Consider the following 14266-nt stretch of genomic DNA (forward strand, 5'->3'; position numbering starts at 1 on the left):
CTCCAACCTGAGTAAACTCAGCCGAGGCAGGCCGGCAGTTCTCGGGACGTGTACGGCAGCACAGCCGTACACCGTCGGCTCGCGATGTCAGCGGAGCATCGACCGTCATGAATGACCCCATCGGCAACTCCCGCCTCGCGGCCGGCCGCGAACGTGCCGTGAGGCTCTATCGCTCGCATCGCTTGCGTAAGACCCTTCTGGTTCTTCTTGGCCTGATCCTGCTGTTCGGCGTGCTGGGGTTCCTCGCCGCCCCCTCGCTGATCAAGAGCCAATTGCAAACCCGGGCAACGGCGGCGCTCGGACGACCGGTCACTGTCGATGCCATACATCTGAATCCGTACACGCTGCGGCTGCAGCTGGACAAGTTGCATATCGGCGAAAAAGACGGCACATCGCCCTTCGTCGATATCGACCAGATCGTGGTCAATACGTCCTGGGCGTCGGTCTTCCGCATGACCCCGGTGCTGGACGAGCTGACGGTGCAGCGTCCACAGGTCCACATCACCCGCACCGCACCGCAGGAGTTCAATTTCAGCGACCTGCTCGACCGTTTCGCGGCCAGGCCCGGCGAGCCGCCCTCGCCGCCCACGCGCTTCGCGCTGGCCAATATCAGCGTGCACAACGGCGACATCCAGTTCGACGACAAGGTGCAGAACGCCAAACATCGCGTCGACCAGCTGGAACTGGGCATACCTTTTATCGCGAACCTGCCCAGCCGCGTTGATGTGTATGTGCAGCCGCTGCTGGCCATGCGCGTGGACAATAGCCCGCTGCGCATCGACGGACAGACCAAACCCTTCGCCGATAGCCGCGATTCGACGATCAACTTCAAGCTCGATCAGCTCGACCTTCCGCGCTACCTGAGCTACGTGCCGTCGAAACTGCCCGTTGCCATCCCCAGCGGCGTTCTATCGGGCCAGCTGCAACTGCACTTCGTAACGACCAAGGACACATCGCAACTGCGGCTGGACGGCTCGCTGGCGATGGATGATTTCAAACTGGCCAATCACGACAATACGCCCTTGCTTGAGCTGGGCCGGGCCACCGCCACGCTCAATGATGTCGAGCCGTTGCTATCGCGCTATCACCTGGGCACGCTCAGTCTCGAACGTGCCACCCTGCACTACACCAGACTACCGGGCGGCCACAGCAATTTCGACGCATTGACCGCGCCCGCGCCGCCGACTAATCCACCGGCCAAGCCCACGCAGGTCCGTATCGACACATTGACCCTGCAGGGATCGCGGCTGGACTACGCAGACCTGAGCGGCAAGGCCCCGGCCAGGCTTTCGCTGGAAAACCTCCATGGCACCCTGCGTGGCGTATCCACCGTGGCCGGCCCTGCCGGTAGCGTGGACATGGCCGGCCAGATGGCCGGCGGCAACATTGCCGCCAACGGCAAGATCGACCTGGTCGGCAATCACTATGTCGGCAAGGTCAACCTGAAGCAGGTTGCACTGGTCACCCTGGTGCCGCTGGCGCCACCCATGCTCAACGGCGAGATTACCGACGGTTCGATCGACGCCGACGCCCAGCTGCAAGCCAGCTGGGGCAGCGTGCTGAATGTGCATATGGAACCGGCGCAGGCGAGCCTGAATCATTTTGCGCTCAGCCCGAAGGGCAGCCGTGAGACGCCTGTCGCCTGGCAAAGCATGCACGCGGATATCGCCAAGTTCGACATGGCCGGTGGCGAAGCACGCTTGAACAGCCTGACCATCAGCGGTTTGAAAGTGGATGTCCGGCGCCTGCGCAACGGCCAGTTCGACCTGGCCAGCCTCATGCTGCCCAGCAAGCCGGCACCGCGCGGTGCGGCGACATCGCCGCCCTTCCACTGGAGCGTGGCGCATTTCGGACTGGACGATGGCACGGTCAACTTCAAGGACGACAACGCGACCGGCAAGAAAGCGGCCCTGGCGATCAAGGCCAGCAAGTTCGGCGTGGACGGCCTGTCGGACAATATGCGCCAGCCGATCAAGCTGGACTTGAATGGCGGCATCGGCAAAGGCACGTATAACGTCACAGGCTCGGTGAAGCCCGAACCGCTGGATGCCGATCTACGCGTCAAGACGACACGCCTGGATATCGCGCCATTCGAGTCGTTGATCACCGTGCCTCTGAACGTGCGCATCGTAAGCGCACAGTTGGGACTCAATGGGCGTGTCCGCTACGCCGACCGTGGCAAGCAGCCGGCGCGTATCGCCTATCAGGGGCAGGCCACGCTGGGTCGCGTACGCGTGCTGGACAAGACGACCGACGATGAATTCCTGCACTGGAACAGCCTGGCCGCGTCGGGTGTGAATGTACGTATGGGCGAAGGCGCGCCGCAGGTGGATATCGGCGCCCTGTCGCTCGACGACTTCTACGCTCGCGTCATCGTCAACGCGACCGGGCGCATCAACCTGTCGGACGTCGTGGCCAATCCAGAAGCCGCCCCCGTTTCCGTCACGCGTGCTCAGGATGGTTCCACGACGACGCCCGCACCGGCGGCCGCCAGCACTGCACAAGTTGCGCAGGCCGCTCCCGCAAGCGCCTCATCGGCGCCCGCGGGGCCGCCACCGCAGATCCAGATCGGCCAGGTCGCCGTGTCGCATGGCCAGCTCAACTACACCGACAACTTCATCAAGCCCAATTACACGGCCAACATCACCGAGCTGGAAGGCAAGGTCGGCGCCTTCGGCACCGCCGCAGGCAACCCCCCTGCAGAATTGAACTTGAACGGCCAGCTCGACGATAACGCGCCGGTGGAGATCGCAGGCACCATCAATCCACTGGCGCCGGTGGCCTTCCTCGACATCAAGGCCAAAGCCGATGGCGTGGAGCTCACCCACCTGTCGCCCTATTCCGGCAAATATGCCGGCTACCCGATCACCAAGGGGCGGCTCAACGTCGATGTGCACTACCTGCTCGACCAGGGCAAATTGACCGCCGACAACCATATCTTCATCGACCAGCTGACCTTCGGCGACCGTATCGAAGGCCCGGGCGTGAGCCATCTACCCGTAAAGCTCGCCGTGGCTTTGCTTAAGGATTCGCAAGGCCGGATCGATGTGCATGTACCGGTGTCCGGCTCATTGGACGATCCGCAGTTCAGTGTGGGCGGCCTGATCTGGCGTGCCATCGGAAACCTGATCGCCAAGGCCGCTACGGCGCCGTTCAAGCTGCTGGCCTCGGCATTTGGCGGCGGCAGCGGCGGACAGGATTTAGGTTATGTGGAATTCGCCCCCGGATCGAGCACGCTCACTGCAGACAGTACGTCGCGGCTTGAAAAAATCGTCAAGGTTCTGAACGACAAAGAGTCATTGAACCTGGACATCATCGGGCGCATGGACCCCGCCTTCGATGAGAAGGGCCTGCGCCACGAGATGGTCGAGGACCTGATTCGCCACGAAGCGGGCAACGACGAGGACAACGCCGATCCAGCCAAGGCCCAGATGACGCCCGAGCAGCGCGATAACTACCTGGAAAAGGCCTACAAGCACGCGAAGTTCAAGAAGGAACGCAACATGGTCGGACTGACCAAATCGCAGCCGCCGGAAGAAATGCGCAAGCTTCTGGAAGAAAACATGCCGGTCGACCAGGACGCCCTGCGTCACCTGGCCGAACGGCGCGCCGATGCGGTGCGCCAGTGGCTGCGGGGCAAGGTGCCGGATAACCGCGTCTTCGTTTCGGCGCCCAAGCTCGACGCCAAGGGCATCGACGACGGCGGCAAGACAACGCGCGTGGATTTCGGCCTGCATTGAAGTCAGTTGCCAACGTACCGGCAAGCGCCGCACTGTCGGGTGAAGTGGCCTGGAAATTGTCCCTGTCGTTGCCAGGGGCCATAATCGGGTTTTCCCCTCGATGGAACATTCCCCATGGGCTACCCGGGCAAGGCGCGCTTCGCCGCCGAACTTGAATCGATCCGCGAGCAGGGCCTGTTCAAGGCCGAACGCGTGATCACCTCGCCACAGTCAGCCGAAATTACCCTGGCCGACGGGCGCAAGGTGCTGAACTTCTGCGCCAATAATTACCTCGGGCTGGCCGACCATCCCGACGTGATCGCCGCGGCGAAGGATGCGCTCGATACCCACGGCTTCGGCATGGCCTCGGTGCGCTTCATCTGCGGTACCCAGGACCTGCACAAGGAACTGGAGCGGAAGATCGCCGATTTCTTCGGCACCGAGGACACCATCCTTTACGCCGCTTGCTTCGATGCCAACGGCGGCCTGTTCGAACCCCTGCTCGGCGAGGAAGACGCCATCATTTCCGATGCGTTGAACCACGCCTCGATCATCGACGGCATCCGCCTGTGCAAGGCCAGGCGCTTCCGCTATGGAAACTGCGACATGGCCGACCTCGAGCAGCAGCTCAAGGACGCCGATGCCGCCGGCGCGCGCACCAAGATCATCACCAGCGACGGCTCGTTCTCAATGGACGGCTTCATTGCGCCGCTGGATGAAATCACCGCGCTGGCAAAAAAATACGATGCCCTGGTGCATATCGATGAATGCCATTGCACCGGCTTCCTGGGCGACACCGGCCGCGGTGCCGCCGAAGTGCACGGCGTGATGGACAAGATCGACATCTTCACCGGCACCCTGGGCAAGGCCCTGGGCGGTGCGCTGGGCGGTTTCACCACCGGCCGCGCGGAAATCATCGAGATGCTGCGCCAGCGCTCGCGCCCCTACCTGTTCTCCAATTCCCTGCCCCCGCACGTCGTCGCCGCCGGCATCAAGGTGTTCGACATGCTCGCATCCGCGGGCGACCTGCGCCGCAAGGTGCAGGACAACACGGCTTATTTCCGCGCGAAGATGACCGAGGCCGGCTTCGATATCCGTCCGGGCGTGCATCCGATCGTGCCGGTGATGGTGTACGACGCGAAGAAGGCGCAGGCCATGGCCAGCGCTCTCCTGGACGAAGGCATCTATGTCACCGGATTCTTCTTCCCGGTGGTGCCCAAGGACAAGGCGCGCATCCGCACGCAGATGAGCGCCGCCCACAGCCGCGAGCACCTGGACAAGGCGATCGCGGCATTCACCCGGGTGGGCAAGAGCCTGGGCATCATCGCCTAGGCTTACCTTGCAGGCCCCTGCTCCTTGCCCGGTGGCTTGCGCTGGAAGGGCGAGGGCGAGCGCTGGATGGAACCTGGCGGCAGGAAGGGCGGGTTGCCGCCCTCCACCGGGCGCGGGTCAGGAATGGGTTTCATGGGTATGTCGCGACGGTTAGGCAGTTGCATGGGATATCTCCTGGTGCTGTCGAAGCTGTCTTAGCGAGAGAAGCCGCGGCCGGTATGGCGCGGCGGCGTATCGGGAGGACTGAACCGTCCACGCTCGGATCCCGCGGGGCTGGGCGCGCGAGAGGCGGTCATCTGGGCTGCCAGCGGCGAGCGCGGAGACGGTGCATGTAGGCTCCAAGGCGAGCCTTCCTGCGACGAGAAGGACGTCATCGATGGAGGCGTCGACGTGGCGGACGTGAACGAGAACGGTCGCGGCGATGGCGGGAACGTAGCCACGTCCCCGCGCTGCGACGAGGTGTCACTGGGCCACGCCCTGGATGATCCTGAAGCCCACGAGGCATTCGAATCGACCGTCGCGGACGACGACATGGCTTGCGCCTGGTAGAAAATCCGCCGTGGCGGAGTACTCGCGGACGACGACGGCGGTGAACTTCCTGCCGACTGGCTGTGATAGGTCTGCTCGCTGCGTTCGGACGAAGCATTCGACCTGAATGGACTGCTGCTCATTGCTCGGCCTCCTTGCCGTGACAACGGACCTCAAGATGGCCCGCATTCGTTGGAATCCAATCGGCAAGCCTGGACCAGTCAGGCAGGCAATTCAATTCGCCGAGCGGAAAATCCGAATTATTCCGATCAACCGGAGCATCGCTGCGCGAGGGTCAACGCCTGAGCATCTCCACTTCTGCTGGATCGAGTTGCCTGAACTTACCCTTGGCCAGCTCGCCCAGCGTCAGCCCGCCGATGGCAACACGTACCAGACGGATCACATCGAATCCGAGCACGCTTAGCATGCGCCTGATGTGGCGATTGCGGCCTTCGTCAAGCACGATCTCCAGCCAGGCCTGGCGCGGGCCCTGGCGCAGAATGCGGACGGCCAGCGCCCGGAGGATCTCCCCCCCATCCTCCACACCATGCAGCATGACCTGGCAGGCTTCTTCGCCCGGCGTGCCGCGTACTTGCACGTGGTAGGTCTTTTCCTTGCCGGACGAGGGGTCGGTGATGCCGGCAGCCCATGCCGTGTCGTTGGACATTAGCAGCAGGCCCTCACTGGCCTTGTCCAGGCGGCCGACCGGTCCGACCCAAGGCAAGGAAGCTTCGCGCAGCAGCGAATAAACAGTGTCGCGCCCCTTCTCGTCCCGGGCTGTCACCACCAGGCCTCGCGGCTTGTTCAAGGCGATGTAGACGAAGCTTTCCTGGCTGGCAGCGGCGTTGTCCACGGTGACCTTGTCGCGGCCCATGGCGACCGGGAATTCCGGGTCGCGCTGCACGCGTCCATTGACGCGTACGCGACCGTCGCGCACCCAGGTGGCGGCCTGGGTGCGCGAACATAGGCCAAGCTTGGAGAGAACCCGTGCCAGGCCGTGACGTGGCGCGTGCGCCGCAGCGGTGGGGTTGGTCATTGGCAAAGCGTAGCGCATCAGTGTCGACTCGCCCGGGCTCGCGTATCGCGGGCGTCCGGTTGAATTGGAACAAAGCGCAAATCATGCCATGCCGCTTGTCCTCGGGTGAGCGCGAATCGATAGTCGACGGTTTCGCCAACCAGGAAGGCATCATGAAACAACTGCAAGAACCCATATGCGTGGCCGCGGGGGACATCCGATGAGTACACCCCCTCGCGACCAGGACAACAACCAACGATCTTCGAGCGAATGGACGCCACCCCGGCGCCCCGACCGGCCACGCAACCTGGACGAACTGGTTCGCCGCTTCGGTGGCATGACCACGAACGGGCAAGGCCAGGACCAGGCCCCTGCCGATATCGTACGGGTGGTCCAGCCACCGCAACCGCAGCGTGCCCAGCCGGGGCATGCCTTTCTTTCTTCCCGCTTCCCCACGCCGCCCATGACCCAGGCAAGCACACCGGCCTCGTCGGCACCTTCCACGCCACGGTTCGGGCCGCAAGGTGGCACCGCCCCGCGGGGACGCGAGAGATAGCTCCGGCAAAGGCCAAAGAAAAGCCCCGCTTTCGCAGGGCTTTTTCGTCTTGCTTTCGGGTCGCATACTGCTTGACCTGCAGTTTCGAACGATGGTTGCGAGCGCGGCCATCGGCCGTGTCGTTGACTGCATCGATGCCCGGCTCGCCCTGCGGCCCACCGTCGTACGCCAGGGGAGCGGTCGGGTGTCGTTTTCGGAACGCTTCCGCAGGGAGGCGAAGCCGACCGAGGACTTAGTGAAGAAAACGACACCCGACCGCTCCCCCGCCACGCCGGCAAAAAAAAGCCCGGCTTTCGCCGGGCTTTTTCGTGTTGCTTGCGGGTCGCTTACTGCTTGACCTGCAGTTCCGTACGACGGTTGCGAGCGCGGCCATCGGCCGTGTCGTTGCTGTCGATCGGATCGGCTTCGCCGTGGCCGATCGGGCCGTCGAGGCGGTCGGCAGTGATGCCGTGGGCCGTCAGGTAGTCGTACACGATCTTCGCGCGACGCTCGGACAGGCTCTGGTTGTAGGCATCCTTACCAACGCTATCGGTGTAACCGGCGACCGTGACATGGACCTGCGGGTAACGCTGCAGGGTGTCGACAGCCTGGTTCAGCACGCCCATCGAATCGGCGGTCGGCTCCTGCAGGGTCTTCTCGATGTTGCCACCCATTTCAGCCTTCTTCGGGTGGTCGAACTTGAAGTTGACGCCACGCAGGTCGATGACGACCTTCTGCGGGCAGCCGTCCGGACCAACGATGGTACCGGCAGGCGTGCTCGGGCACTTGTCTTCGCAATCGTTCACACCGTCGCCATCGCTGTCGAGGGTGGAGCAATCCGGAGCGGCCGGAGCCGGAGCTGCAGCCGGAGCGGGAGCTGCGGGCGGAGCGCCGAAGCGCGAAACCACGCTGAAGCCCAGGAACCAGTCGCCGTAGCCATTCTCGCCGCGGTTGGTCTTGTCGTCCCAATCGTAACGGTAGCCACCCTCGACACGGATGTCGGAGGAGTCGGTGATGGTCTTGGACACGCCAACGCCCAGCTCAGCAGCCGGAGCCCAGCCCTTGTCGTCAGCGTTGGTGTGGTAGCTGCCCATGATGCCGGCCAGCAGGTACGGACGCCATGCGTCCCATGCACCAGCGTAGAAGCGAGCGGCCACGCCGTAGTTGTTGTTCGACCAGTTGCCAGCGCCGTCACGATCGCGCTTGGTGCGGTCGATGAACAGGTCGATGGATGCGTTCGACGAAATGAACTTACCCACGCCCAGGCCGTAATAAACCTGGCGGCTGTTGGTGTTGCGGTCGGTGTCGTTGTAGTAGCCGCCCACGGTCGGCGCAATATACCAACGGCCATCATAGGTGGTCGTCGACGTGCTGCTTGCCGTGTCGGCAGTGGTGTCCTGCGCGTGAACGGCACCCACGCCGCCCAGGGCCAGGCCGATCAGCAAAAACAAGCCCTTACGATTCATCGGTGTCTCCTCGTTATTGGTATTCGCGTCCGCGCTCCACCCCAGACGGAAATCGCGCGTAGAACGTCTATTCCTGAGTTTTTTTACGGAGGCTGTTTCCGCCCCTCGCAAACATCCCGTTAAGCGGGCTGCGGCAGTTTAGCAAAAATCAAACAATTGAACAGCCGCAGCTCACCTTCGTTCATATTCGAGTCACGGCAATGTTCAAACCGTGAAGAGACCAAGGAACTGACTTACCGGCATGGCATCGAGCCTGGCGGGATCGGCCGTGGCGGCCAGTATCCTGGCCGCCTGGTGCTGGGGCAGGTAACCCTTGAGCGCGCCTTCGAATTTCTTCAAAAGAACGGGAATGCCTTCGGCCCGGCGACGACGATGGCCTATGGGGAAGTCAATGGAAACTTTCTCGGTGCTGGAGCCGTCCTTGAAAAATACCTGGATGGCATTGCCGATATAGCGTTTTTCGGCATCGAAATAATCGGTAGTAAACCGGGGATTTTCCGAAACCTGCATTTTGTTGCGCAGCGCGTCGATTCGCGGATCGGCTGCCACGTCGTCGTTATAATCATCGGCGGTGAGACGCCCGAAGATCAGTGGCACGGCCACCATGTACTGGATGCAATGGTCGCGGTCGGCATAGTTGGCCAAGGGGCCGGTTTTGTCGATGATGCGCACGCCCGCTTCCTGGGTCTCGATGACGATCTTCTCGATGTCATCCAGGCGGCCGGCGACCTGGCCATGCAGCTGCATGGCGCATTCAACCGCCGTCTGGGCGTGGAATTCTGCCGGGTAGCTGATCTTGAACAGCACGTTTTCCATCACGTAGCTGCCGAAGGGCCGTTCGAACGTGAACGCGTTGCCCTTGAAGGCGACGTCGTAGTAACCCCAGGTCTTGGCCGAGAGCGCCGACGGGTAACCCACCACGCCGCGATACACGGCGTTGATGGCATGTGTAACAGCGCGACGGCATGCATCGCCAGCGGCCCAGCTCTTGCGAGGGCCGGTGTTGGGGGCATGGCGGTAGGTGCGCAGGGCGCCGTTGTCGATCCAGCTATGCGACACGGCGGTGGTGATCTGCTCCTTGTCACCGCCCAGCATCGCCGTGGCCACCGCGGTGGAGGCCAGGCGCACCAGGATCACGTGGTCCTGGCCGACGCGGTTGAAGCTGTTCTTCAGGGCATAGCAGCCCTGGATCTCGTGCGCCTTGATCGCCCAGGTCAGGACGTCGCGCACGGTCGGGCCCTTGCCCCCTTCCCGCTCGGCCTTGCGGCCCAGGTAGTCGGCCACGGCCAGGATGGCGCCGAGGTTGTCCGACGGATGGCCCCATTCGGCGGCAAGCCAGGTGTCGTTGAAGTCGAGCCAGCGCACTTGGGTGCCGATGGCAAAGGCGGCCTGGACCGGGTCGAGCTGGTGCGAGGTGCCCGGGACGCGGGCGCCACCGGGAAGGTCCGCGCCCGGCACCAGGGGGCCCAGGTGCTTGACGCACTCGGGAAATTTCATCGCCAACATCGCGCAGCCGAGCGAATCGAGCAGCATGTAGCGGGCCGTGTCGTAGGCCTCGGTGGAGTCCACGCGGTAATCGGCCACGTAATTGGCAATGTCCACCATCGGCTGGTCGGGATCGGGCCGGACGGCGGAGCGGATGTCGTGTGCACTCATGGAGGGGTCTCAGGCTACGGGAAACCTCCAGTTTAACCGATGGCCCGGGATGGAAGCCCTAAGCCATGGCCATCGGGTTTAAGTCACGCGAAAGCCCAGGGTGGCCTCCACGGCCTGCTTCCAGCCCGCGTACAGCGCCTGGCGCCGGTCGTCGGCCATGACAGGCTCGAACCTGCGGTCCACCGCCCATTGGCTGGCGATTTCGTCCCGGCTGGCCCAGAAACCCGTGGCGAGCCCGGCCAGGTACGCCGCGCCCAGGGCCGTGGTTTCCTGCACCTTCGGGCGCAGGACGTCGAGCGCCAGGATGTCGCTCTGGAACTGCGCCATGAAGTCGTTGGCAATGGCCCCGCCGTCGGCCCGCAGTTCCTTGACCTTGATGCCGGCGTCCGCCTCCATGGCTTCAAGCACGTCACGGGTCTGGAACGCCATCGACTCCAGCGCCGCGCGGATGAACTGTTCCTTGGTGGTACCGCGGGACAGGCCGAAGATCGCGCCACGGACATCGCTTCGCCAGTACGGCGCGCCCAGACCGACGAAGGCCGGCACGAAATACACCCCGTCGGTGTCCCGGGCGCGCTCGGCGTAGGCCTGGGAATCGCTGGCCTTGCCGAACATGCGCAGGCCATCGCGCAACCATTGGATCACGGACCCCGCAACGAAGACGCTGCCTTCCAGTGCGTATTCCACCTTGCCGTCGATGCCCCAGGCGATGGTGGTCAGCAGGCCGTGCCTGGACGTTACCGCCTTCGTGCCGGTGTTCATCAGCATGAAACAGCCGGTGCCGTAGGTGTTCTTGGCAAGCCCGGGTTCAAAACAGGCCTGGCCGAACAGGGCTGCCTGCTGGTCGCCGGCAATGCCGGCGATGGGCACCTCGCGGCCGAGCAGAAACTGCGGCAGTGTCTTGCCGTAGACCTCACTGCACGAACGGACCTCCGGCAGCATGGCGCGCGGCACGTCGAGCATGGCAAGCAGCTCCTCGTCCCACTGGCAGGCATGGATGTCGTACATCAAGGTGCGCGATGCATTGGTGTAGTCGGTGACATGCGCCTTGCCACCGGTGAGATTCCAGATCAGCCAGGTATCGATGGTGCCGAACAGCAATTCTCCGTTGGCAGCTTTTTCGCGCGCACCTTCGACGTGATCGAGGATCCACTTGACCTTGGTGCCGGAAAAATAGGCATCGATCAGCAAGCCCGTCTTCGCCCGCACCATGTCGTCGAAGCCGTCGGCCTTCAGCTGGTCGCAGATGCCGCTGGTCTGCCGCGACTGCCAGACGATCGCGTTGTATATCGGCTGGCCGCTCGCCTTGTCCCATACCACCGCCGTTTCGCGCTGGTTGGTGATGCCGATGCTGTCGATGTCCGACGGCCCGATGCCTGCGTTGTTGATCACTTCGGTGAGCGTCACCAGCACGCTGGTGAGGATCTCGCGCGGGTTGTGCTCGACCCAGCCGGGCTGGGGGAATATCTGCGTGAACTCGCGCTGCGCGGTGCCGGCGATGCGTCCTGCATGGTCGAAGAGGATCGCGCGTGAGCTGGTGGTGCCCTGGTCAATGGCCAGGATGTAGCCTTTTTTCTCGCTCATGGGAGCTCCGGGGAATCAGCCGGCAACGGCGTGGTAGAAGAAGGCGGCACCCAGCGCGCCGATGATGGGCCCTACGATGGGCACGAAGGCATAGCCCCAGTCCGAACCGCCCTTGCCGGGAATCGGCAGCAGCGCATGGGCCAGGCGTGGCGCGAAGTCGCGTGCCGGGTTGATCGCGTAGCCGGTGGGTCCGCCCAGGCACATGCCGATCACCACCACCAGCAAGGCGACCGCCAGCGGTGCCAGGCCCTCGGTCATGCGGTTGGCACCGATCGCCAGCACGCCGTACACCAGCACGAAGGTGCCGATGATTTCCGTCAGCAGGTTGGAGGGAAGATGCCGTACCGCGGGCGCCGTGCAGAACACGCCGAGCTTCTTCGCAGGATCCTCGGTGCCGGGCCAAAGCGCGAAGTAGTGCAGGTATACCAATACCGCGCCGACGAAGGCACCGGCCATCTGCGCGGCGATATAGCCTGGCACCAGCCCCCAGGCCAGCTTGCCCAGCGAGGCCAGCGCCAGGGTGATCGCCGGGTTCATGTGCGCGCCGCTGGCAGCGGCGACGTAGATGCCGATCAACACGGCCAGCCCCCAGGCCAGCGTGATGGTGATCCAGCCGGCGCCCTCGGCCTTGGATCCTTTCAGCAGCACGCCGGCGACCACGCCGTCGCCAAGCAGGATCATCATCATCGTGCCGAGGAATTCACTCAGGTACACCGACATCGGGACTACTCCTTGAATGGCGCGCGGCCAAGTCGCGCGCTTATATACGTCTCAAGCCGCGCGGCACCGGCCGCGTCCACGTGCAGGCCGGTCTTGGTCCGGCGCCAAAGGATATCCTCGGCGTGCCGTGCCCATTCATGGCGCACCAGGTAATCGACCTCGGCGGCGTAGAGGTCGCCGCCGAAAAGCTCGCCGAGGTCCTCCAGCGACACGGCGGCGCCTAGGAAATCGCGGCAACGCGTGCCGTAGGTGCGCACCAGGCGATCGGCCATGGCGTCACTCAACCACGGGCGGTCGGCACGGACATCGACCAGCAGTTCCTCGATGTCGGCCTCGCCGCCACCGGGCAGGTGACGCCCGGTGGCCGTCCACGGCCCCACGGACGATCCCAGCAACGGGGCAAGCCGGTCGACAGCTTCCTCCGACAGCTTGCGAAAGGTGGTGATCTTGCCGCCGAAGACATTGAGCAAGGGCGGGCCTTCGGCATCGACCTCGAGAAGATAGTCGCGGGTGACTTCCGATGCGCTGCTGTTTTCATCGTCAAGCAGCGGACGCACGCCGCTATAGCTCCAGACCACGTCGGACGGCGTCAACGCCTTGCGGAAATAACGGTTCGCCGCCTCGCACAGGTAGGAGGTTTCCTCAGCGTCGATGCGCGGCTGGGACGGATCGCCGTGGTATTCCACGTCGGTGGTGCCGATCAGGGTGAACTCTCGCTCATAGGGAATAGCGAACACGATGCGGCGGTCCGGCTGCTGGAAAATATACGCGTAGCGATGCTCGAATAGTTTCGGCACCACGATGTGGCTGCCCTTGACCAGGCGCAGCGCGTGGTCGTGGCGGACATCGGCCACCTCGCCCAGAAACGTTGCCGCCCAGGGCCCGGTGGCGTTGACCAGGCTGCGCGCATGGATGGTCCGGTGGCCTTCCGCCGATTCCAGCTCCACGCGCCACAATTCCCCTTCACGCACCGCCGCGACACAGCGTGTGTGGGTAAGGATCTCCGCTCCCCGGTAGGCCGCGTCCATGGCATTGAGCACCACCATGCGCGCGTCCTGCACCCAGGCGTCGGAATAGACGAAACCGGTATGGAATTCATCGCGCAACGGCTGGCCGGCCACGTGCTTGGCGAAGCGGATGCGCCGCGAGCCTGGCAAGGTGCGGCGGCCACGACCCAGGTGGTCGTAGAGGAACAGGCCCAGGCGGATCATCCAGGCCGGTCGCAGGTGTGGCTGGTGCGGCAGCACGAACCGCAGCGGCCAGATGATGTGGGGCGCGGCACGCAGCAGTACTTCGCGCTCGGCCAGCGCCTTGCCTACCAGCGCGAACTCGAACTGCTCCAGGTAGCGCAGCCCGCCGTGGATCAGCTTGGTGCTGGCGCTGGAGGTGTGTGCGGCCAGGTCGTCGCGCTCGCACAACAGCACGGACAACCCGCGGCCGACGGCGTCCCTGGCAATGCCCGCGCCATTGATGCCGCCGCCGACGACAACGATGTCGAAGGGGTCCATCAGCAACGACTTGTCATGTGCATGCAACACGCTCCAGGCCCTTGAACGGACACCGCCATGATGCGTCCACCGGTGCACCCATGTCATGCGGGAATTGCGCGTACATTGACTACCAGCGGCGCCTGGCCAAGAATGCGCCTGTTACTCAACCCAAAGGGGAGTAGCCCAGGGAGGCTTTCGAAGCTCCTGCGTGGCGATACGTC

General features: G+C 63.9%; 11 protein-coding genes. 4 read left to right on the plus strand and 7 right to left on the minus strand.

The features are described from left to right. Window positions 1-107 precede the first annotated feature (107 nt). Together NDK18_RS12825 and kbl are read left to right on the plus strand one after the other, a co-directional pair. Entirely contained in the window at window positions 108-3740 is a 3633-nt protein-coding gene (locus NDK18_RS12825) for a DUF748 domain-containing protein (protein ID WP_250623907.1), read from the plus strand. A 114-nt stretch (window positions 3741-3854) separates the two neighbouring features. Continuing rightward, window positions 3855-5051 carry a glycine C-acetyltransferase gene (gene kbl / locus NDK18_RS12830; protein ID WP_250623908.1) on the plus strand — a complete coding sequence of 399 codons (1197 nt, stop codon included), beginning with the start codon at window positions 3855-3857 and terminating at the stop codon, window positions 5049-5051. Window positions 5052-5053: 2 nt separating this feature from the next. On the opposite strand, the gene NDK18_RS12835 is transcribed toward kbl, so the two are convergent. Continuing rightward, a complete protein-coding gene (locus tag NDK18_RS12835; RefSeq protein ID WP_250623909.1) occupies window positions 5054-5215 on the minus strand; it encodes a hypothetical protein in 162 nt (53 codons plus the stop codon). A 226-nt stretch (window positions 5216-5441) separates the two neighbouring features. Between NDK18_RS12835 and NDK18_RS12840 the strand changes: the two genes are divergently transcribed. After that, window positions 5442-5600, plus strand: coding sequence for a hypothetical protein (locus tag NDK18_RS12840; protein WP_250623910.1), 159 nt, complete (start codon window positions 5442-5444; stop codon window positions 5598-5600). Between the two features lie 274 nt (window positions 5601-5874). On the opposite strand, the gene NDK18_RS12845 is transcribed toward NDK18_RS12840, so the two are convergent. Beyond that, the gene (locus NDK18_RS12845) at window positions 5875-6633 is read right to left on the minus strand and encodes a pseudouridine synthase (protein WP_250627976.1); all 759 of its coding nucleotides are present in this window, start codon (window positions 6631-6633) and stop codon (window positions 5875-5877) included. A gap of 181 nt (window positions 6634-6814) precedes the next feature. Here NDK18_RS12845 and NDK18_RS12850 point away from each other — a divergent pair, with 181 nt between their 5' ends. Then, on the plus strand, window positions 6815-7150 hold the full coding sequence (locus NDK18_RS12850) for a hypothetical protein (protein WP_250627977.1): 336 nt from the start codon (window positions 6815-6817) through the stop codon (window positions 7148-7150). Window positions 7151-7476: 326 nt separating this feature from the next. Here NDK18_RS12850 and NDK18_RS12855 read toward each other — a convergent pair whose 3' ends face one another. The 5 genes from NDK18_RS12855 to glpD form a co-directional block, all read right to left on the minus strand. Continuing rightward, the gene (locus NDK18_RS12855) at window positions 7477-8595 is read right to left on the minus strand and encodes an OmpA family protein (protein ID WP_250627978.1); all 1119 of its coding nucleotides are present in this window, start codon (window positions 8593-8595) and stop codon (window positions 7477-7479) included. A 204-nt stretch (window positions 8596-8799) separates the two neighbouring features. Then, window positions 8800-10251: a bifunctional 2-methylcitrate dehydratase/aconitate hydratase gene (locus NDK18_RS12860; protein WP_250627979.1), complete on the minus strand. Its 1452-nt coding sequence runs from the start codon at window positions 10249-10251 to the stop codon at window positions 8800-8802. Between the two features lie 78 nt (window positions 10252-10329). Continuing rightward, window positions 10330-11835: a glycerol kinase GlpK gene (gene glpK, locus NDK18_RS12865; RefSeq protein WP_250623913.1), complete on the minus strand. Its 1506-nt coding sequence runs from the start codon at window positions 11833-11835 to the stop codon at window positions 10330-10332. Between the two features lie 15 nt (window positions 11836-11850). Beyond that, window positions 11851-12555: an MIP/aquaporin family protein gene (locus NDK18_RS12870; protein WP_250623914.1), complete on the minus strand. Its 705-nt coding sequence runs from the start codon at window positions 12553-12555 to the stop codon at window positions 11851-11853. 5 nt (window positions 12556-12560) lie between these two features. Next, complete coding sequence (gene glpD, locus NDK18_RS12875) at window positions 12561-14066, minus strand: glycerol-3-phosphate dehydrogenase (protein WP_250628042.1); 1506 nt, start codon at window positions 14064-14066, stop codon at window positions 12561-12563. Window positions 14067-14266: the final 200 nt, after the last annotated feature.

The organism is Pinirhizobacter soli, from assembly GCF_015905305.1.
Lineage (GTDB): Bacteria > Pseudomonadota > Gammaproteobacteria > Xanthomonadales > Rhodanobacteraceae > Pinirhizobacter > Pinirhizobacter soli.